The organism is Halorubrum distributum JCM 10118 (assembly GCF_000337335.1).
GTDB classification, from domain to species: domain Archaea; phylum Halobacteriota; class Halobacteria; order Halobacteriales; family Haloferacaceae; genus Halorubrum; species Halorubrum distributum.
On the sequence record NZ_AOJN01000005.1, the window covers coordinates 1 to 19,926 of the forward strand.

At 56.6% G+C, this 19,926-nt stretch carries 17 protein-coding genes, 2 rRNA genes and 1 pseudogene; 11 read left to right on the forward strand and 9 right to left on the reverse strand.

What is annotated here, in order from left to right:
• The 4 genes from C466_RS17110 to C466_RS00440 form a co-directional block, all read left to right on the forward strand.
• Positions 1–99 (forward strand): 23S ribosomal RNA (locus tag C466_RS17110); the annotation flags it as partial.
• Positions 100–235: 136 nt separating this feature from the next.
• A 5S ribosomal RNA gene (gene rrf / locus C466_RS00430) occupies positions 236–357 on the forward strand.
• Between the two features lie 285 nt (positions 358–642).
• Positions 643–921: an amphi-Trp domain-containing protein gene (locus C466_RS00435; protein ID WP_004595520.1), complete on the forward strand. Its 279-nt coding sequence runs from the start codon at positions 643–645 to the stop codon at positions 919–921.
• 521 nt (positions 922–1,442) lie between these two features.
• Positions 1,443–3,017: a DUF6498-containing protein gene (locus C466_RS00440; protein WP_239641164.1), complete on the forward strand. Its 1,575-nt coding sequence runs from the start codon at positions 1,443–1,445 to the stop codon at positions 3,015–3,017.
• A gap of 60 nt (positions 3,018–3,077) precedes the next feature.
• Here C466_RS00440 and C466_RS15695 read toward each other — a convergent pair whose 3' ends face one another.
• Positions 3,078–3,482: an SHOCT domain-containing protein gene (locus C466_RS15695; protein WP_004595518.1), complete on the reverse strand. Its 405-nt coding sequence runs from the start codon at positions 3,480–3,482 to the stop codon at positions 3,078–3,080.
• A 938-nt stretch (positions 3,483–4,420) separates the two neighbouring features.
• Between C466_RS15695 and C466_RS00445 the strand changes: the two genes are divergently transcribed.
• A complete protein-coding gene (locus C466_RS00445) occupies positions 4,421–5,200 on the forward strand; it encodes a transcriptional regulator TbsP domain-containing protein (protein ID WP_004595517.1) in 780 nt (259 codons plus the stop codon).
• Positions 5,201–5,367: 167 nt separating this feature from the next.
• On the forward strand, positions 5,368–5,649 hold the full coding sequence (locus C466_RS00450) for a helix-turn-helix transcriptional regulator (RefSeq protein ID WP_004599500.1): 282 nt from the start codon (positions 5,368–5,370) through the stop codon (positions 5,647–5,649).
• 151 nt (positions 5,650–5,800) lie between these two features.
• On the opposite strand, the gene C466_RS00455 is transcribed toward C466_RS00450, so the two are convergent.
• From C466_RS00455 to C466_RS15700, 5 genes and pseudogenes are all read right to left on the reverse strand, one after another.
• Positions 5,801–6,613: an IS5 family transposase gene (locus C466_RS00455; RefSeq protein ID WP_080510527.1), complete on the reverse strand. Its 813-nt coding sequence runs from the start codon at positions 6,611–6,613 to the stop codon at positions 5,801–5,803.
• Positions 6,592–6,741, reverse strand: a pseudogene (locus C466_RS17615) (IS5/IS1182 family transposase); the annotation flags it as partial. The pseudogene C466_RS17615 and the gene C466_RS00455, both read right to left, overlap by 22 nt.
• Before the next feature lie 730 nt (positions 6,742–7,471).
• Positions 7,472–8,389 (reverse strand): hypothetical protein, encoded by a 918-nt coding sequence (locus tag C466_RS16360; RefSeq protein ID WP_152418546.1) that lies wholly within the window; start codon positions 8,387–8,389, stop codon positions 7,472–7,474.
• A 1-nt stretch (position 8,390) separates the two neighbouring features.
• Positions 8,391–8,687: a hypothetical protein gene (locus tag C466_RS00460; RefSeq protein ID WP_004595514.1), complete on the reverse strand. Its 297-nt coding sequence runs from the start codon at positions 8,685–8,687 to the stop codon at positions 8,391–8,393.
• Positions 8,688–8,709: 22 nt separating this feature from the next.
• Positions 8,710–9,000: a helix-turn-helix domain-containing protein gene (locus tag C466_RS15700; RefSeq protein ID WP_004595513.1), complete on the reverse strand. Its 291-nt coding sequence runs from the start codon at positions 8,998–9,000 to the stop codon at positions 8,710–8,712.
• 405 nt (positions 9,001–9,405) lie between these two features.
• On the opposite strand from C466_RS15700, the gene C466_RS00465 reads away from it, so the two are divergent.
• From C466_RS00465 to rdfA, 4 genes are all read left to right on the forward strand, one after another.
• Positions 9,406–9,732, forward strand: coding sequence for a helix-turn-helix transcriptional regulator (locus C466_RS00465; RefSeq protein WP_004599505.1), 327 nt, complete (start codon positions 9,406–9,408; stop codon positions 9,730–9,732).
• A gap of 222 nt (positions 9,733–9,954) precedes the next feature.
• Entirely contained in the window at positions 9,955–10,455 is a 501-nt protein-coding gene (locus tag C466_RS00470) for a hypothetical protein (RefSeq protein ID WP_004595511.1), read from the forward strand.
• Positions 10,456–10,798: 343 nt separating this feature from the next.
• Positions 10,799–13,738, forward strand: coding sequence for a plasmid replication protein RepH (locus C466_RS17235; protein ID WP_239641165.1), 2,940 nt, complete (start codon positions 10,799–10,801; stop codon positions 13,736–13,738).
• A gap of 162 nt (positions 13,739–13,900) precedes the next feature.
• Positions 13,901–14,497 carry a rod-determining factor RdfA gene (gene rdfA / locus C466_RS16365; RefSeq protein ID WP_152418545.1) on the forward strand — a complete coding sequence of 199 codons (597 nt, stop codon included), beginning with the start codon at positions 13,901–13,903 and terminating at the stop codon, positions 14,495–14,497.
• A gap of 188 nt (positions 14,498–14,685) precedes the next feature.
• Here rdfA and C466_RS15705 read toward each other — a convergent pair whose 3' ends face one another.
• Positions 14,686–15,078, reverse strand: a complete 393-nt coding sequence (locus C466_RS15705; protein WP_004595508.1) for a DoxX family membrane protein — start codon at positions 15,076–15,078, stop codon at positions 14,686–14,688.
• A gap of 128 nt (positions 15,079–15,206) precedes the next feature.
• Here C466_RS15705 and C466_RS00485 point away from each other — a divergent pair, with 128 nt between their 5' ends.
• Entirely contained in the window at positions 15,207–16,526 is a 1,320-nt protein-coding gene (locus C466_RS00485; RefSeq protein WP_004595507.1) for a methyl-accepting chemotaxis protein, read from the forward strand.
• A gap of 436 nt (positions 16,527–16,962) precedes the next feature.
• On the opposite strand, the gene C466_RS15710 is transcribed toward C466_RS00485, so the two are convergent.
• A complete protein-coding gene (locus tag C466_RS15710; RefSeq protein ID WP_321163781.1) occupies positions 16,963–18,624 on the reverse strand; it encodes a histidine kinase N-terminal 7TM domain-containing protein in 1,662 nt (553 codons plus the stop codon).
• Positions 18,625–18,709: 85 nt separating this feature from the next.
• A complete protein-coding gene (locus C466_RS15715) occupies positions 18,710–19,510 on the reverse strand; it encodes a UbiA family prenyltransferase (protein WP_160163037.1) in 801 nt (266 codons plus the stop codon).
• Positions 19,511–19,926: the final 416 nt, after the last annotated feature.

The following is a 19,926-nucleotide window of genomic DNA, read 5'->3' on the forward strand; positions in this document are numbered from 1 at the left end:
GGTCACTCGTAGAAGACGAGTTCGATAGACTCGGGGTGTACGCACCGAGGCAACGAGGTGTTAAGCCCACGAGCACTAACAGACCGAGCCACATTCATTGGCGCTGACGCGCCACGACTCGCATGAGTTCAGGCGGTACCTGGATCGCACGTAATACACGGTTGGTGTCGAACCAGACCAACACAGGCGTCTTCCCGAGGTCGGGAAGTCTCGGTTCGAGCCCGAGAGTTGGCATGAAGGCGGCCAGAGCGGTGGGGAAACACCCGTACCCATTCCGAACACGGAAGTTAAGCCCGCCAGCGTATCGTGAAGTACTGGAGTGAGCGATCCTCTGGGAACCACGAGTCGCCGCCTACCCATTCATACGGGGGCATACTCCCACACACAGCCTACGGACATCGCGTCCGTGGGCTGTTTTGCTGTATAGAACTGTTCTGGAACACATCTTCCCCCGGGTATACCGAAAAGGATCGCCGATGACACGTTTCCCAATTCAGGTTCTGTTGAAATCCTATTCTTCAGATATATTCTCACCTGAAACAGCCGGTCGATGTGAGCTGCGAACGTGTTGATCCGGCAACGTTCCGATTTCCCGATAGACCCCCAATAACAGTTATTCCGGATCACGGTGTACTATTGGGTATGGGAGAACTCGAAACGGAGGAGGAGAAAACACGAGCGGAGATCGCTACCTATCTCCGGGACTTGGCTGACCAACTTGACAGTGGCGGGAACGTGACTCTCGATCTCGGGGGAACGGGAGTACAGTTAGACCCGACAGAGCCTGTAACCTTCAAACTCGAGGGCGAATCAGACTGGTCTGAAGGGGATACAGAGGCGAAACAGAGTATCGAGTTTGAACTGGTATGGTGGCGGGAAGCCGCCACTGCTGAGGAGGGGGAGTTAGACATTCAAGAGTAACTTTACGCTCATTTTCCGAGTCATGCTGATAGACCGATACAGGAAGTCAATGGTCCGTCTCTGATCTGTATTACCGCAACCGAGTCAGAATATATCACTTGCTGAGGATTTCAATAGAGCCAAAAATATGAGTATCAGCTTCAGGAGAGAGCCTTCGTTGTGCGACGAGAGTTTGAGGAGATTGGATTTGACAATGAGATTGTGGACGGTGTCTTTGATTGTACGCCACCTGAGGGAAGTACTGTGATTGATTGACACCCTTCCCGCGCTAAACAGTAGTTGCCGAATCAGTTCGTCTCAGCCATCGATCTCGTGTGAACAACGATCTTATTGTCTCATATATATTTATTCTCCCGGGAAGCGTCTCGGACGCATGGACACTCAACAAAGCCACTTCAGCGTGAGAGAGAGCGACACTACAAGTGAGAGTTCTTTGAGGTTGTTACGAGACGGTAGAGACCCTCCCCTCAGAGCGCTGTATCGATCGTGTACAGTAGACGAGCAGCGAGACATCGGCCACGATGATTGACGTGACATTCGTCTGTCGGGCGGAACGCAGCGATGCTTTCACAGAGTGGGTCGACCCGCCCTTACCAGTGCTTATGAACACGGCCGATCGTTTCAGGAAACGACGACGGATGCCCTCCATCGCTCACCACAGTCGAGGGACTTCTTCCGGAGTCACCGGGTTCCTCCCTATCCTGATCGTCAACCTGATCCCGCTCGTCGGTGTGCTCCGCCTCGGCTGGGACCCTGCGACGCTCGCCGTGGTGTACGCGGTCGAAGTTGTGCTTTCGATCCCGCTAGCGGGCGTAAAGGCACTGTTCGCGGCCCGACCGCCGCCCGAAGACCGTGAGTCGGGCGTGATAAGCGTCACCGAAGCGCCGCTGGCGAGCAAGCGCGGTGCGGTCCGTCCGGTTACGTGGCTGCCCCCCATTCACCTTCGGAACATCCCGTTCGCAGCGGCGGTCTGCGGCGCGGCCGCGTGGATCACGCTAGTCGTCGGCGTCGCGTTCTCGCAGGAGTTCAACGTGCCGGCCCTGTTCTCTCGTCCGGCGGTGCTCGCGTCAGGGCTCGCGCTGGTCGCAGGCCAGACGATCGATATCGCCCGGGACTATGTCGGCCGGCAACGGTACGCAGAGACCTCGCCGTATGCGGTCGTTGAGACCCCGATGAGGCGGGCGTTCTTCCTCGTGTTCGCCCTGTTCGCGCTCTCGCCCCTCAACGCGGCGGGGGGCGGGGTCGCCGTGCTCGCTGCGTTCGTCGTCGTCAAGCTGCTCGTCGAGTGGTCGTCGTTTCGGGCGACTCACGGCGATGATGCCTCCAGCAGCGGCCGGGTCTCCAGCTGGCTCGCCGGTCCAGCCGACTCCCCAGACCAACCGGAACCGATCAGGGTTCCCGACGCCGAACCCGGTGCCCAAGTTCCGGCTCATTGTCGGACCACCGTCGTCACCGCGGTCCTCAAAACGCTCACCAGTGTCGCTCCGGTCTACGCGACTGGCTTCTTTGTCGTCTGGATCGCCGGGCTTGGGCTGTTCGTTGGCGACGCTCCCGGCGCAGTCGTCGTTGGGTCCGGGGTCGCCGTGTTTGCGATCTACCTCGGCGCGCTCACCGTGAACGCGGCGGGGTTTGCGCTCACCTATGCACCGGTCGAGTATCGGCGGTACGGGGACCGGCTGATTGCGTACGACACGTGGCTTGACGAGCCGCAGTGGGCGGCCTCCGTCGACCGCCTCCGCGATGCGAGCGTGGTCCACACCCGGCTCCCAGACCGCGCGTTCGGCACGCGGACTATCGAGCTGACCACCGGGTTTGGTGACGACGAGACGGAGCGGTCCGTCGGCCCAGTCGCCGACGGCGAGGCGCTCGTCTCCACGTTCGATCTACCGGTTCGATCCACCGATCTGCCGCCGATGGATCGGCGAATCGCCGTGGTCGCGGTCGGTGTCGGGAGTGCTGTCGGTGTCAGTGCGGTTGCGTGGCTCGTGGGGCCGTGGCGATCGTCGAGTGGTCTTGTGCAGGGTATCGTTCTGTTGCCGTTCCTCGTCTGGTCGACGTGGTTGTTGTGGCGGCGCGCGTACACCGAGCCGGAGTGACCGGTTCGGTTAGAACCCTCACAAAGAACATATTCCCTCCGTTGCGGTCAATACAAATACCTACTCTAACACACGTTCACTCTCGGTCTTTCTCTGTTCCGGTTCTTCCGTTTCGATGAGTTGATCGAGACGTCGCTCAAATGCTTCGTCGTCAATTTCGCCCTCCGCGTATCGTCGTCGAAGCGTTTCAATCGGTGTCTCATTTGCGTCGTCTATCTGCTGGTCGTCCTGTGGACTGGATGCTGGAGCCGCATTCGCCTGACGGACGACACCTAGTGTTAATTGTCCGGATATTCCGAGTATTACTGTACTGACCAAGAGAAACAAGAGGCCTGCCGCAACGTTTCCACTCAGTCCGATAAGTCCGAGCACAAACGCGGGGACACCGAGCAAACCGCCGATGATAGCAATCGCAGTTCGACCAGCGGGGCTCTGGGGGGCATAGCGGTGGACCAATTCGTACACAATACCTCTATGACCATTTTGCAACTTAAAAATCGCGGAAGTGGGACTGAACCCCTCTAGAAGATGTATATCTGCTTGGTTAGCGGGACAGAATACTAGCGAGTCAGCATACACGTTCTATCGGTTAGTTCTGGATTTAGATGGAGAAAAAACGGAGTTTCCGTGCGATCTACACTCTCTGTATCTCGCACCTCACTACTGACAGAAACTGAGGAGATCTCGTGAGCGCTGCTGAATACAGTGCGCAAGTCGGTCACTCGACCCCGCTGGTCTCGATGTTAGATTCATAGCGTTCTCAGTCTCAACAAAAGCAACTGTATATACTTCTTTAGTTCAAAATAAGGCCGAGTGTCTTACTAAATATCACATAGATGACTAGAGTTACCACAACCCGACTTAGAATACCGAGTCCAAAGAAATCGGCCACAAGAAAACCAAGGACGACGGTGAAAACCACCGCAAGATAGGTGGCCCACCCCGGAAGTGTCTCGGCTATAGCGTCGCGCATATTCAACTGTCTAATGTATGTCTGTGATACGACCTATATCCTCCGGAACAGACAGCGGTGCGAGATTGAAGCAGTAAATGCGCACTACCTGAGGGCTTTTTCGTCACTGGTCGAGTGAAACAAACATCAATGGCTTGCTGAACTCACCCTCTGTATCTCGCACCTCACTACTGACAGAAACTGAGAAGATCTCGTGGGCGCTGCTGAATACACTGCGCGAGTCTGTCACCCATCTACAGACTGGGTGGTATGACGGTTGTACAACCACCATGGATTCTACTACCCCAGATCGAGGGTCACTACTGCGACCAACAATCTGCTTCCTATGAGCGTACTCGAAACGGATAGTCAGATCTATCCCGTAACCGACAAAGTAGTCCAATCCTCAGATATCACATCTGTTAAGTACATATCGATAAAATTACAAAATATGACCAAACAACACATTTTCACTCAGATGATTCTCGAACGAGAGGAGCCAGCATTGTTTATCAATCCTCGCTCTGAACAAATCGCAGCCTTCGCAGAGGAAGCAATAAGGGGTGAAGACCAGCCCAAGGTCCGACTGCTCGCAGACTCAAATGAAATCAAAGACGCCCTCTACAGCTTCCTCACGGCCTCAAAGATCGCCGAACTCATCCACCGAGAGCAACTCAGTCTCCGAACACTCACGGAGCCAGTTCAGAATACTATCTTCACAACCGAATCTGAGACTGTAGTTCCTGTGATGGACAACCACAGTATTTCGAGCTCGGACCCCGAGCTGGTCTCATCAGTCTACGGTGAGTTCGACTCCAGATTCGAAGCCGCAGAGCAGTATCACCTCCGGACACCTGCCCTCTCAGTAGTGAAAGAGACGCTCCGAGAAGAGATCGGCGACGATATCGCAGCCGACCTCGACGAAGTCCTCGCACACGCTGATGAGATTTCCAACAGCAACGAATACCTCAGTATCGTCGAGATCATGCTTATTCTCGCAGCCCGCAACGAGGTCCTCCTCTACGACATCTCGAAGTGGGGAGAAGATACGGGTATCGCTTCGAAAGCGACCTTCTCACGGGCCAAATCAGCACTCGAAGATGCTGACCTCATCGAGACTGAAAAAGTCCCGCTAGATATCGGTCGCCCCCGACTTCGGCTTATCGCAACTGACGAGCTCGCGACAGCAGACCTGAAGACACTCTCCACCGAGATCCAGTCTCTGCTGTAGCATCTGCCCCACGATAGCCCGACTATAGAGACGAAAATACGGTACTTCTCCGACTCAAGCGTGAGATGAAGCAGTCAAAATCACTGCGGAGAGGGTGTAAAACGCATTCTATAACACGCAGTCACCAGATCAATAGTATTTCAAAACTCGACTACGAAAATTGCGACATGTACGATCTTACTGGCTTTCAGCGCGATCTGCTGTACGTAGTTGCCGGACTTGATGACCCCCACGGACTCGCGATCAAAGACGAGCTCGAGGACTACTACGAAAAGGAAATCCATCATGGTCGGCTCTATCCAAATCTCGATACACTCGTTGAGAAGGGACTTATCGAGAAGAGCCAGCGCGACCGCCGGACCAACGAGTACAGCACTACTCGCCGGGGCACTAGAGAAATCGAAGCTCGGACTGAATGGGAAGCCGGGTATATTGACCACGACGGGTGATCGAACTACTGTTCGAGGACTGTATTTCACGTCCCTGGCTCTGTTGAGATCTTCAGCAGGAGATATGTTCCAGGCCGATCACGGTCAATACAGAGAATTCACCGACCGGCTGTTTCAGGGGCTGTGTTGGATCGCTGTAAGGCGGAGAGATTCACTGTTTGACGAAGCGTTTGATGTTATAGACGACACACATCAGCGCGATTTCGCGGAACTCACGGAACCATGACCGCGCTCGCACGGCGCAGCCGAGCGAGCGCTTCACAGCCGAGTTCACGGTTTCGGTCATAGAGCGTTGATTGTAGCGATTATCGTCGATTCTGGCGTTGTGTGCGTGGTCGTACGGTGCGAAGATGCGGTGCTTGATCAGCGGCCTGATCCCGAGATCGCGTAATCCTTCGCGGAGCGATTGCTTGTCGTAGCCTTTATCGGCCGCGAGAGACCGCAGACCGCCCGCGTTCCGGCGGGCGATCTGCTCTGCGAGGTCCGTGTCACTTCCTTCCCGATTCGTTGAGCAGTGAACGTCAATGACGGCTTGCGACGCTGTATCGGCGAGTTTCGTGACTTTCAACTTCTGAACGCGGTAGCTGATTCGCTGGCAGTAGTGGCGGCTCGCTGGTGAGCGGTCGTAGAACGTGGCGTCGATCGCGGCGTGTTCAGAGAGATCGTGCAGCTGCGCCGACTGGCGCAGCAGCACTCGACAGACGCTCATGCTGATCCGGTCGAACGCTTTACACAACGTGGACGGCGCAGGGAGATCGGCCGCGTTGAGGCCGATCTCCCCGATTATTTGTGACATCTCTTTGAGCAGGTCGATCGTCATGCGGTACGACAAATCGAGGTAAATCCGCAGACAGTGAAGGGAAACGAGTGCGTAGTCGGCGAATCCGCCGCCCCGGACGGTGGCGGCGGATTCACCTCCATCGCCAGTAACTCTTTGAGCNAATCGAGGTAAATCCGCAGACAGTGAAGGGAAACGAGTGCGTAGTCGGCGAATCCGCCGCCCCGGACGGTGGCGGCGGATTCACCTCCATCGCCAGTAACTCTTTGAGCAACCGGTACAACCTCCCCGATGAAGCGGGAGATTTGCGTCATGGTCGACGGAACTCTCCCGCTTCAACTCCTTTGATTTAGCGGCCTACCTCGCCTCCGTATGGCGATTCAACACAGTCGGTTGAAGCTACCGCAGTCTCGGTCTTTGGCTCGCCGCCGACCGGTTTCAGACGAACCCTCGTGCGGTTGAAGCTTGACTGACCGCGTCTCGGCGGAACTCCTCGGGGCGGTCTCAGACGAACGCTCGTGCGGTTGAAGTATGGTGCTGGTCATGGGTGCGATAGCGCTTGTGGTGTTTCAGATGAACTCCTCGTGGGGTTGAAGCACGATCACGAACTCGATGGCGACCCCGTTCCGGCGTTTCAGACGAACCCCTGTGAGGTACACTTCATTCAAATCTACCGAAGGACTGCCTCCCATATTAGATCGAGATCTGAACAGTTGAAGTTGTGTTGTAAGAACAACAACGTAGCCCACCGACATAGTTCGAAAGGGTACCGCAATAGTGAACCAACGTATCACACCGATATCCAGTATCCAGAAATCTCTTCAAGACCTACGCGGGTATCGAATCAACGGTCGTATCGTCGAAAACTCCGGATAATACTATAGAGGTACATCGTACCACAAGCATTATCACGAGTCCACTTCGTATGTAGCAGCATGGAAGAAGACCCCTTGGAGCGTATGCGTGAGCTCCGTAAAGAAAACAAGGAGATTTACGCCGAAATGGGGAAAGTCGGTTCGGGACACGCTACTGCGGAGGATTAAATCAGCTACCGCTATCGTTCGACGCGTCTTTTTCAATTCCGTTTAATACCTCTCGTGCTGTTTCCAGTACTTGATCTAATGTTTCTGTAGGCGGATCGTGTGGTCGGCGCTCTTCTAATCCCGGACAGAGTGTGTGAGTAAAGTATCGGTGCCAGACGCTGAACAGTTCATCTTTTGCCCACAACGTGTTGTATCGAACGTCAGATTGGAACGTTCGAGTATATTTTGAATGAAGAACAAAACGAGGAATAGACGGGGTGATAATTCGATCACTCGGACCGTCAGACTGTTCAACAAGATATTCAAGCGAGTTTGTCGCAGTTCGGTGGTTTGCGTCGGGAAAAAGGTGGAGCCCGACAATTGCTCGAATCCAGTGAGCGCATGCTTCGGGAAGCGGTGCGGTGGTGGGAAACTCCCGGATCAAGCGGCGGATATCTGAGTCTATGACATTAGAAATCCGCTGTTTTGTCAGCCCCGGTTCGTTTTCTCGTACCTCTCCGTAGGTAGAGCCTGGTTCCTCGTAGAACTCTTTGTTGAGCTGTTTGATTACCTGAGCGTTGACGGAGCCGAAGTCACGAAGCCGCCAGTCGTCTGCTTGGAATGCGTCCGGAGATATCCCCTCAACATCAAGAATATCGTTCTCTATGTGTTTCTCAGGCGGATCTCGGAGAAGTCTTGAGCCATAGGAGTTCTCCTGATAGGTTTCCAGCCCTATTTGAGTGACAGCACCGATACGTTCGAGATCACGGAGTTGTAGACGAAGTACGTTCTCCCGAAAGCGATCCTGTGCCAGCCGGTGTGGAGTGACGTGGGTTTTGTCTTGGAGGGCTTTGAGGATGTCTAGATCAGAGAGGTACATTGGGGCGCTCGGATCGATGAAATCCCGGTACGAGTGTGTTCCAGTGATTTCATCCGGCATATCAGAACCCCGTCCACTCCTCGGGCCGCGTAGCGTAGCTCGGCCGAAGCGCCGGCAGCGGCCGAACAAGATCGGCGTTCACGTGGCCGTCGAGATACCCCGCGCCCCACGTCGTGATCGACCAGTAATCGTCGAGATCGCCGCGATCGTGTGAGGTGATCCAGCCAGCCTTCGCGAGGACGCGGAGCCAGGTGCGAACGAGCCGCTGCTGGAGATGGAGGTCGTGAGCGACTTCCCACCACGACGACGCCCCCTCACGGTCGAGATACTCAAGGATGCGATCGTCCTCGCTGACCATCCAGTTCGCGGATTTTTTCATGTTACACCTGTGCGCTTTCGTCACCGTTCTCCGAGTGCCCGTTTATATCGTCGACGGCTAACTCTCCATCAAGATACTTCTCCCCGTCAGGTGTTGTGACGTAGATACCGTTTCCAAGAGCCTCAAGAAGCCCATGTTCGGACAGCTTTTTTAGACGTTTAGAGACCTGTGACGCAGATATGTGGATGTAGTCGTGTTCTGAAAGAGGAGTTGGAGATCCCGAGCCTTCGTCCCGGATCACTTCCAGTATTCGGTCATCCCAGATAGTCATCCAATCAGCGCTTTTCCTCATGTTCATGAGATGTTACGGACGCATAATCGTTTCACCGAATTAGTTATATGGAAAACATCTGGTTGGGCATGAATCTCCATTAACTTTATAACATTAGAATTCGTTGACGAAATTACGGGGCCCGAGTGACGAACCCTCGGCTCGCGATGAAATGTAGGATCCCGGCCGCAGTGCTGGCACACTCGGCCGGGTCGGGTTCTGTGTTGGGCCACAGAACCATGCTGACGATGGCAACTGCGGGGCATAAGCCCTGCGCGGCGACCGAGGAACCGAGCGGACATAACAACGGCGACTGCGAGATCTGCGGCGACCCGGCCGATGGGTTCTGCGCGCAGGTGAAATGCCACCTGTGCGCCGACTGCGCGGCGAAGCCGCTCGCCGCGCGCCGCGATGCAGGGGTGCGCGATGCGTAGCGCCGCCGCCGACCCGGAACGCGCCGGCGACGAGCCGACCGGGCTCGCCGACCTCACCGCCTTCCAACGCGATCTCCTCTGGGCGCTCTCCCACGAGAACGCTCGGAAAGGGACGGCCCTGAAGACGGACCTTGCCGACTACTACAGCGACGAGATCAACCACAGCCGCCTCTACCAGAATCTCGACACGCTCGTCGAGTGTGGCCTCGTCGCCAAGCGGGCACGCAATCGGCGCACCAACGAGTACAGCCTCACCGAGGCGGCCCGCCGCGCCCTCGAAGCGCGCCGCGCGTGGCAGGCGGAGGGGGATGCCACGTGATTCGCACCCGCCCACCGTATATCCGTTTCGACGCCCGCGAGACCCTCACCGGCGAACTCAACGAGATCACCGTTCAACAAGCGGCGGAGGGCCGCGTATGATGAAGAAGCTCTGGCGGTGCCGCCAGTGTGACCGACTCGTCAACCGATTCGTGAACGGGTGGGTCTGCCCGCGGTGTGGGTGGTACTGTGGCCAATCGATCGCGAGCGTGAATCGGGGGCCATGAGTCGAGACAACCAGCAGCCCGCCGACGCACCAACAAATCCCGTCACGAACGACACCATCGCAAGCCTCGATCAGCTGTCGCTTGCGTCCACGTCAGGGGCATGTCAACACTGCGGGCGCTCGTTCACCGAGGGCGATGAGATCGTCGCGTACGTCTCTAAGCCGGCCGAGAAGCGAACCCACGAAGTTGGCCATTGCGTCTGCGCGCACCGTGAACACCGCCAGCAGGAGGTGTTCACCCTCGGTGTCTACGAACTGCTGGTCGCCGGACGTATCGGACTCGCCTCAGACGCCGCGACCCAATCCACATGGCCGATTCTCGTCGAGCCGGTCCCACTCGGTGTGAGCGCGCCAGCGACGACGACGATCCGCTGGCTGCCGCCCGAGACACCACTCGCCGAGCAGGTCACGCCGACAGCGACCCACCGGCAGCGACGGCGCGACGCTCGGGCGCAGGTGACGGTCAGTTCCCCACTAACGACGGAGGGGGATGACTAATGCGGTCACCATCCCGCACCGAGGCCGCGCAACAACGACGGCCCAAGCACCACCGAACGCGTCCGTCCACCCGACCATCAACAACGGACCTGGACATTACCCTCGCGACGATCGCACACCTTCGGCGGGCGCTTACCGCGAGTACCGCCAGTGACGCAGCCGGCGTGACGGCGGCGCTGTTCCGAGCGACGCGGACTATCGACGAGACACACCATCCAGACATCGCGGCCGCAGTCCGGATTGCCCGTAGTGTCGATCCTGTCTCGCGAACAGTCCGCCAGTACATCCGAGAGCTGCTCCGGCGGCTCGTCGCGGTGGTCAACTGCTGGGAGCCATCCAAGTGATGCCAGCAGACGAGCAGGCCCGCCGCGGGCACGCACAGCCCGCCGGCCAAGGCCACGAGCGTGGCGTCCATCTTGTGGGCCCAACCACACAGTATGACGCCGCCGGCAGCCGCTGTGGAAGCGTCTCGCCGCGGCTGACCGAGTGGATACCCGAACTCCTCAACCAGCTTCGTGAGGCGAGCACAGAAACAGTCCGAACCCAGACACCCCACAGCGACCCGTGGCGGGCGAGTACGTCACTCCTCGATACCACCCTTCCGGAGTGGAACTCCCTCGAGAACACGTGGGACGATGCGACCGCCGAGGCCGTCGCGTACACGCAGGCGATTACCGAGTTGGCGCTCGTCGACGGCGACACCGAGTCGTCATACCACACGCAACGCCACGACGAATTACGCGACACAGTTCATACAGTCGGCACCGGCCGCGGCGCGGTCAACGCCGGGCTTGGCTCACTCGCAAAGGGACCAGTCGCGCTCCACCGCGAGTTCGACGCGACTCCCCGAGCGATCACCCTCGCACTCGATGGCCCAGCCTGGACCGATCTCACCGACCGCCGAACTGGCGTCCGCGCGCTCGCGACCATCGCCGTGCTCGCAGCCGGGTTCGACGTCCGCGTTGTCGTCTCCCCAGCGCTCCAGCGGCACCTCACCAGACGGTACCCCCAATGGTGTGAAATCCACCTCGATCTTACCCATGGCCGGGATCGGTCCCACCCTCACCCCCACCGCGGGCAGTCCCACGAGCCGACCACCGACGAGCGCCACCCCGCCTGGCAAGCGCTCGATGGGCTCGAACACACACCGGGGAAACGACGCCTCCTCACCAATCTCGACGCTACCACTGGGCGAACCTACCAGGATCTCGAACACGATCATGCGATCGACATTGAAGCAGGGACGGTCAGCCGGTACGTCCTTGATCTCGAGACGCGTGGGCTCGTCGACGTCGACCGTCGAGGCACTCACCACAGCGTCACACTCTCTGAACGCGGTCAGACGGCCGTGGCTGGGTATCTCGACGCTGCCGGCGACCTCGTCCATCCCGAACAACGCCGACTGACTGACGATCTTACTGCGACCACTCACGATGTCACAAGTACAGTGTCGCCCCGCCGGGGGGATCCCACAGGTGACACCCCACCCTCACTCGAGGAGTGGCTGGCGGCGACGGGTGACCCCGACGCCGACGGAGAGTTCGTCCAGTGGCTCAGGGGGCCCGACACCGTCAATGAAACCCACCTACACGACCGGTTCACAACCCCCGCCGAGGACGATAGCGTCACGCTCGTCGATGACACCCCAACGCCATTCAATGACGGCCGGGTTGGGTATCTGAGCCACACCTCCGGCGAGGCGCAGGTCGTCCTCCAGTGGGGTGGGCCCTTAGCCACCCTGGGACGTCTCGCGGCTGTCTTACTCAGCGATAAGGCGCTCTCGAAGATCCTGACGCCGTCGCGATTTGGCCGCGCATTCGAAGCAATCCACCGTGGTGATCTCGAACAAGACGCCCCACGAGTGCTGTGTCGTGGCCACCAGGTTGGCTGGTACAGCGAAGACGAGCACACATATGCGGCGTGGCGTGAGCGCATTACGACTGTCCGCGATACGCTCCTCGCTCGTGTCGCCAAACACACGAGCAGTACCAATAGTGCCGCCCGAAGCGAACTCTTCGAAGACCTCCACGGGTTGGTCGCCTCGGCTACCCACCTGTATCACGCGATCGGCGTTGATTTGACGACCACAATCAGACTCCCGGACACCGCGGCGCTCGCACGAAACTCGACGCAACGCCGGCAGCTCTGCACGTTCCTCGCGAAGACGGTGCCCAAACAATCCGTCTACGGAGTTCACTCGGGATACCGCATGTTGTTCGAAGAGCGCCCGCCCAAACTGCGGCGGCGGCTTCCCTACGACGTCGAGCCTGACGCGACGATGGATCTGACGATGTCGTGGGTACTTGCGGGCCCGACGATCACCGATCTCCGCGATGTAATCCAAGAGGCACTCACCACAGAGCTCACCGCCGTCCGAGAGGCGATCGCTGAAGGAATCGAAACCGCCCCTACTCTCTCGATCCCGGTCGTCGACGGGACGACCTACCCCGCCATCCGGCGGGTGATTGACGAGATTGCGATGACCCACGACGCCCAGTGGACACCCCGCGAGCGACAGCGGCTCGTGCGGCTCTGTCTCCGCTCGTTCGGCCCGGCGGACACCACGCGCCGTGCGTGCCCGTACGACGTCGTGGTGAGCCTGCTGCGCGCGCTGAACGAGTCCCACTCCCCGACCGTGGCTGCGGTTGAACGCGCGGCGGCGACGCTCTCTGTCGCGCGGTTCCGTCCCGATCTCGTGCCAACGGCGACGGCGCTGTATGCGGCCCTGCTTCGAGCCGACGAGCCGCTCGGCCGCTCAGCGTTACTCGAGCGGGCCGACATTGCGGCCAGTAGCTATGATCGCCGGATTGGCACTGTCCAAGCGCTTGACCGAGTACAGGCCGTCCAGATAGATGGCCACCGACGCTGGGTCACCACCGACGAACCCAGTCACCCATCACTACAGCCGTCGCCGTGCCTCGGTCACCCCCATTCCTGGCTCCCGCTGTTGACGCATCGCTCACGAACACATTCAATCGCTCTCGCCCCTACCCTGTGGGTTCCACTCCGAGTCGGCTGGCGACACCCACATCGAATCCCCACGTGGGATCAACACGCCCCGACTGTCACCTCCCTTGACACCGCCCTTCCGGTGAACCAGTGGGGACCGCGCCGGGAGGACTGTACCGCAATCACCGACGCACCAACTCATCACAGCCACCGACCAGCCGCAGCGCTCGAAACCATCACCGATGAACCACGCATGACACCACAATACTACGCACCGACCGCATCGCTTCTCGACCACCTACGTCCTCTCTTACCACGGGGTGTGTCCCAATGAGGCACCCAGCAAGCGATCGTACAACCGACGCCATCTGCGAGCGCCAGCTCACCAAAGAGGAGGTACAAATCCACGTTACCCTCTGTGAAGGGGGCCGTTCCAAACTCACACCCGGCGTCGAACAGCGGAATCAGCGCCTGTGTCTCACCGTGTCCACTAACGATGCGTAACGCCACAAGTACACGACCGAAGATTATTCGAGTAATCGACAAGTACGACCTCGACGGCATTGGCGACGAAATGGTTGCGGAGTGGACAAAGCCCGAGAGTACCCGACGCTCTTGTCGTGAACTCGCGGAATTCTTCAACATCCGTGTACTCGATGCAGCACTCCGCGAAGCGGGTATCATCTGGGATAGATCACTTGTAGAGGAGTGTACTGCGATCATCAAAGACAGGGATAAATCGCTGACAGGATTTGATCTCGATAGTAGGGGAGTAGACATCGACGAAGTCGGCGAAGACATGGTTTCATATCAATCAATATATACGTATCTGACAGAGTATCGTGATACTGAGTACGAGCGTGAGATCAATGATATCCACTCACGAGTTAAGAGTTTAGGACAGATCGAGACAAAGGCAGAAACGATTGCTACGGGGATTATCTCACGGTCTGTATCCCACAACCAAGTATACGGAGCAGAGCCTCAAATAGAGGTTACGACGGAATGTATTTGTGAGACATGCGGGAGCAACACCGAGATGTCGGTGTATCTTCAGAACGGTGGCTGTCCTGCCTGTAGTCAGTCGCGTTAATTTCGCTCATTCTTTTTTGTAATTCTATTGAAATACTTAGTGAGTGGTGGTCTCTCGGAGACTTGCCGAATTCAGCGCGGGGAGGGTGTCAAGGTGATGACGGCGCTGTATCCCCTCCCTGCTCGCTCCCTTCGGTCGCTCGCTGAGGAAAGGGACTTAGCCCCTATCTTCAGGTGAAGTGGGGTAGTTCATTCTTCTCTGGCACGACCGAAGAAAGCGAGTGCTGCGCCAAGGAGTGTAATATTTTGAAGGAACGATGTGAGTTCCCCACCGCGCTCTTCCTCGTCGACTGCCCAGAAGTCGTGCATGAGTGGCGTCACACCTATCAAAAACGCAGCTACAGCGCTCGCAGAGAGTTTTGGAGCCTTCCACACGCTAATTCCGAGACCACCACCGAGAAGAAGACCACTACCTGCCGGCACAAGTGTCTCTGCCTCAGGCACCCCTTTTGCATCGGCGTATGCAACCCGCCCATCAAGATTCGTGAGATTCCGTACGGCAAGCGCTACAAGGCCAGATCCAAACAGTACTCGGCCAAGAAGAGCTGGTTTTTCTGTGCTGTCGGTGTCTGTTTTAGACATTACCAGCTGGTAAAATAGCCGGTGATATAAGACACATGATCATCGTATGAGGCGGATTTGTTACACATCTCTATCAAATATAGTAATACAGTCAAAACCCATATCAACCCCGATAGACGCCTCCCGATATGGCCGCAGCCACAGACAACGACCAGCTACAAGAGAGTAGCGCCGAATCTGGCGGGGACTTCTGGCGACAGTCGTTCGAGCAGTTCATCGAGGACCTTCCTGAAGCAGCATTCGTCGTCGACGCCGATGGTGACATCACCCAGTGGAACACCGCAACAGCCGACCTCCTCGGCCTTCCCGCAAGCAAAGCCGTCGGCATGAACGCATACGATGTCTTCGGCACTGAAGGCGAAGATGAGACCCTTGCCGAAGAAGTCCTCCGTACTGGAACCCCCATCCGTGAAGACCAGTTCCGATCCGCAGAACGACCGGACGGCACGAAAGCACATGCGCGCGCGATTGGAACCCCGATACAGGCACCCACTGGCAAGGTCGTTGGGGCTGTCGAGTTGCTCTTCGACGTCACCACCGTCGTCGAACAGCGGGAGACGCTCGCCGACCTCCAGGAAGAACTCTCGGACAATGTCGAGACGTCCATGGAACAGCTGAGCGAGTCGACAACCGAAGTTGCGAATCGCTCGAATGAAATCAGCCAGCTCGTCGACGAGCAGGCAGCCGAGCTCGAGAGTACCCAAGGCGAGATCTCCGGATTCAGCGCCACTATCGAAGAGATTGCGTCCAGTGCCGAGGAAGTCAGCAACCAAAGCGCGGAATCGAGAACCCTCGCCGAAGAGTCCGTCGACACCGCGGGGGAGGTTATCGACCAAGTGGACGACACAGCCGAGAAGTCAGCTTCGGTCGCAGACGACGTCGCTGAGTTGAAAAACGAAATCGAACAAGTCGAAGAACTCGTCGGCGTGATCAACGATATCGCCGAGCAGACAAACATGCTCGCGTTGAACGCCAACATCGAAGCGGCACGCAGCGACAGTGACGGCTTCGCGGTCGTCGCCGACGAGGTGAAGAACCTCGCCAATCGCTCACAAGATCAAGCTGACGAGATCGAAGAAATCGTCGCAAGGATCAAAGAGAAGGCTGCTACGGCGACTACCGAAGTAAGAGCAGGAAACGCCGAGATCCAGTCCGCGAGAAACGACATCCAACGCCTCCTCGAAAACCAGAAACAAATCCTTGCTGCGGTTGAGCAAACCGAAAGCGGGATCACCGAGATCGCAGACGCAACGGATGAGCAGGCGAGCGTGGCTGAAGGGATATCGAGCGCTGTCGACGATGTCTCTGAACGGGCTGCCCTCGTGAGTGAAGAAGTCACAGAGATTGCGGACGAAAACGACAATCAAACAGAGATGGTCGCGGGGCTAACCCGGCAGGTCGAACAAATTGACCGCGAACTCGCTGAGGTCATGAACACGTCTGTCTAAGGTGAAGTACCTCGGGGACAAGCCCCGAGGCTTCACCGTTTTGTCTGTATCGTCTAGAAACGGACGGACAGACGCAGGCGAATTTAATTCCTCCCGACCTCGTGTATCAGCACTCGGCTGGAATTAACACCCGAACGCCCGATTGCGTCCGTGGGAGTCGGTCGCTCCACCACGACCCGATAGTGTCCGTCTCACCGTGTCGAAGACACGGGTTTTGAGAGACACCACATTTCCATATCGTGTCTCAGTCAGCATTGGATTAAGATCTTTAATCCGTCTTTGGAGTTTCCCTGACTGTATCAATAGCTTCGTGTCATTTGATTGTAAGGGTATTGGTCGGCTTCACCCTCGGGGTCAAGCCCCGAGGCACTCGCCTTGTTTATTTGTAGACATCCCGTGATCGGACAGACGAACAGTCTCATCCCACGTTTCCGCTCTAGTTCGCTGACGGCTCTTTCCGTGGGAGTGAGATGCTGACGACAGTTCCAGTCACCTCATTTTCGCCAAACTGGACACGACCGCCGAGGAGATTGGTTCCCCACTTGATGATCCAGAGCCCGAGCCCACTCCCATGGTGAAGCACAGATTCGGTTCCCTCAGAAAGTACGGATAGTTCGTGCTCGGGTATCCCCGGCCCGTTATCGCGGATTTCGATCTGTATCTGCTCGTCTACGCTGGCAACAATCTCAACATGTGGACTGTCACTGTCGTTGTGTTCAGCAGCGTTTTCGATAGCGTTCGAAAGCACCGGACTAACGAGCACATCGACGGCTACATTCTGGTCAGGACACTGTAGCTCAAATGTAACGTCCGGAAAGCGTGATCTGACCTCCCTCTGTTGCTCTTCAAGAATCATTTCTATCGATCTGACATCGGATTCTTCCCGGGCGCGACTGAAAAGCCGGATTGCCTCGCGACCTTTCTGTCCTAACTCATCGATTTGAAGTGCGCTTTGTTTTACGCGCTCGGCTGCTTCCGTCGGCAGGTCCTCGCTATACCCAAGTATCAGGTTAGTTTCTGTCTTGATGTTGTGGCGAAGCACGCGATTGAGAACTTGTAGACGCTGTTCTTGGCGCAAGAACTCAGTCACGTCCTGTAACGTCACCATGCTCCCAATGACCTGCCCTCGCTGTGTGGTAATCTCGACAGTTTTGATCTTGAAGTCCCGCTTACCTGAGTGGGTTTGTATCGTAAGGAAGTCTTCAAATACTCCAGAATCTGGAAATGCCTCGTACTTAGGAATCGTCTCTGGCGCAGACGACCCGAGCAGTTCGTCTCTTCGCACATTAAGCATTTCTAGTGCTGGACTATTGACATTAATCACGTTGTCATTCAAATCAAGAACAAGTATCCCCTCTTGGGTACTATCAAATACGAGTCTTTGAGCGGTAGTGTTCGGTGCCGGATTCGTTCGCAGTAAACTGTACCGTCGAATGGCGGTCAGGTAGATGACGCCAGAAACTGAAAATGCGACTGGTGTCGGGTCAATAGGCGTTCTAAGCACGTTTATGAGGTAGCATAGGTTTATACCCCAGGGAATGATCAACGCCCCAATCAGCGTATACGCCTGCTTCCGAAACGCAGCCATCTGGCTCAGGGCCAACCGGACTAACAGGGCACTACCCGCGGCACCCAGTAAATACGTATAACCGGCGGCAATCCAATACCAGATACCCCCGCTGTCGTTCTGGGCGACGCTGAGATCCGGAGCTTGTGCGATACTGATCTGTAGAAGTTCCTGAGCCGGCCCGAGAATGGATAAAATCACGGTTACCACCGGGACGACCGCAAGCGCTGAGACATATCTCCACTTCAAAAAACGATCGTGACCGGTGTATGATAACGCAAACAGCATCCACCCGAGTGGGATTGCGACGACGCCGATCCACATCATGTACATCCAGAATAGCTTCGCCTCCACAGCAGGTGCCCGGAGTCGAAAAATAAGCATAAGCGACCAGAACACCTGCCCGGCCAGCAGCAGTACGAGAGGTCTCGCCCCCGGAGATTGCCCCTCTCTCCACGCTAAAATAGCCGAAGCTGAGCCAAGAACGACGGAGATGTGTAACACAGACAGTAGAAAGATAGTATTTGACACAGTCTTACAAGGACATCTATGTATACTAACTTTATGTCTAAGAAATTTAATTTTCCACGCTCAATAAAAAGGAAAGTGCCGTGGATTACCCGAAGATAGCGATGAACAGTCCGCACGCCACGAACACGTAGTTCATCTCACCGAGCAACTCCAGGCGACGGTAGTCGTCACTACGCCCAATTCGACTATTAAGGAAAACCGCTAGCACTCGTCCAGCAAGAAGGACCAACGAAAAAAGTGCTGGGAGGAATCCGCTAAGAAACGCGCCAATGACGACGAGAATTGAGAGCATGTTAATGAGGTACAATAGATGCCGTGTCCGCTTGACGCCGACGACAGTCGGGAACGTTGAGACATTATTTTTGGCATCATCTTCGATGTCGCGGACGTTCGGAATTTCAGTGTTGACGAAAATATCGGCAAAGAAGTAAACCGCCAACACAATGGCAAGTGGCGTGATTGCGGCGTCGGCAAACACAATTGGCAGGACTACCATTGCTGTCGCCCACGCCAGTGCCACAAGCGTAGAATTAAGCACAAAGATGGTCTTCAGTCGCTGGACCGGCACAAGCGATCGTTCAGACAGATCTGCTACATACAAGATCCAAGTAACGCCTGGAACGAGGGTGACCGCAAGCGCAAGTGGGCCACCAAGCGCCGAGAGAGTAATTGCAAGTCCGTATGCTCCAGCAGACGTGATCGAAAGCAGACGCCTGTGTCGCCCGATGAACGCACTTCGCTCGGACGTCGCTTGTGGGTCGTATCGCACATCGCTGATTCTGTCACCGACGTAGACACCGTAAGCGACCAATCCAACGACGACGGGTGCCAGGGATGGCTCGAGCGACAAGATCACCATCGTGACAAGTGTTCCCGCGATCCCCATGCCTACAATATCGAGTTGGAGAAAAATACAGGCTTTTCGTATGCGATGCCACAGTTTGACCGATGGACGAAAACTGCTACCGGTTCCGGTAGATTGTCTACCGGAACCCGTCCGTTTTGGTTTTTTCTCTGACATTCTGTTAGGGACACCGCAAGAAAACCCGCTGTTGTTTCCTTGGGTGCCAGCTATAAATTGCTTCCAGCTGACAATAAAGATAGACAGAGACCGTTCGGCAGATGAACAGGCTGTCTGTGGGTTTCTCAACTTATAACTTTATTGATATATTGTGGTTGGGGTTCGTATCCCTCAGGAGAGATCAATATGAACAGGTTCAGTACCTCACAAAGCATCCTCAGCTAGCTGTTTCTGAAGCCTGAGTTCTGTGGCGGAGCGGTTGTGCTGGGTGGTCTTGACGA

What these genes read in the sequence shown, in the direction of transcription:
- C466_RS17235 (WP_239641165.1), top strand. Translation starts at nt 10,799, where the DNA reads ATGCCAGCAGACGAGCAGGCCCGCCGCGGGCACGCACAGCCCGCCGGC.
- rdfA (WP_152418545.1), top strand. Translation starts at nt 13,901, where the DNA reads ATGCGTAACGCCACAAGTACACGACCGAAGATTATTCGAGTAATCGAC.
- C466_RS00445 (WP_004595517.1), top strand. Translation starts at nt 4,421, where the DNA reads ATGACCAAACAACACATTTTCACTCAGATGATTCTCGAACGAGAGGAG.
- C466_RS00440 (WP_239641164.1), top strand. Translation starts at nt 1,443, where the DNA reads ATGATTGACGTGACATTCGTCTGTCGGGCGGAACGCAGCGATGCTTTC.
- C466_RS00465 (WP_004599505.1), top strand. Translation starts at nt 9,406, where the DNA reads ATGCGTAGCGCCGCCGCCGACCCGGAACGCGCCGGCGACGAGCCGACC.
- C466_RS00485 (WP_004595507.1), top strand. Translation starts at nt 15,207, where the DNA reads ATGGCCGCAGCCACAGACAACGACCAGCTACAAGAGAGTAGCGCCGAA.
- C466_RS00450 (WP_004599500.1), top strand. Translation starts at nt 5,368, where the DNA reads ATGTACGATCTTACTGGCTTTCAGCGCGATCTGCTGTACGTAGTTGCC.
- C466_RS15705 (WP_004595508.1), bottom strand. Translation starts at nt 15,078, where the DNA reads ATGTCTAAAACAGACACCGACAGCACAGAAAAACCAGCTCTTCTTGGC.
- C466_RS15715 (WP_160163037.1), bottom strand. Translation starts at nt 19,510, where the DNA reads ATGGGGATCGCGGGAACACTTGTCACGATGGTGATCTTGTCGCTCGAG.
- C466_RS16360 (WP_152418546.1), bottom strand. Translation starts at nt 8,389, where the DNA reads ATGCCGGATGAAATCACTGGAACACACTCGTACCGGGATTTCATCGAT.
- C466_RS00470 (WP_004595511.1), top strand. Translation starts at nt 9,955, where the DNA reads ATGAGTCGAGACAACCAGCAGCCCGCCGACGCACCAACAAATCCCGTC.
- C466_RS00435 (WP_004595520.1), top strand. Translation starts at nt 643, where the DNA reads ATGGGAGAACTCGAAACGGAGGAGGAGAAAACACGAGCGGAGATCGCT.
- C466_RS00460 (WP_004595514.1), bottom strand. Translation starts at nt 8,687, where the DNA reads ATGGTCAGCGAGGACGATCGCATCCTTGAGTATCTCGACCGTGAGGGG.
- C466_RS15700 (WP_004595513.1), bottom strand. Translation starts at nt 9,000, where the DNA reads ATGAGGAAAAGCGCTGATTGGATGACTATCTGGGATGACCGAATACTG.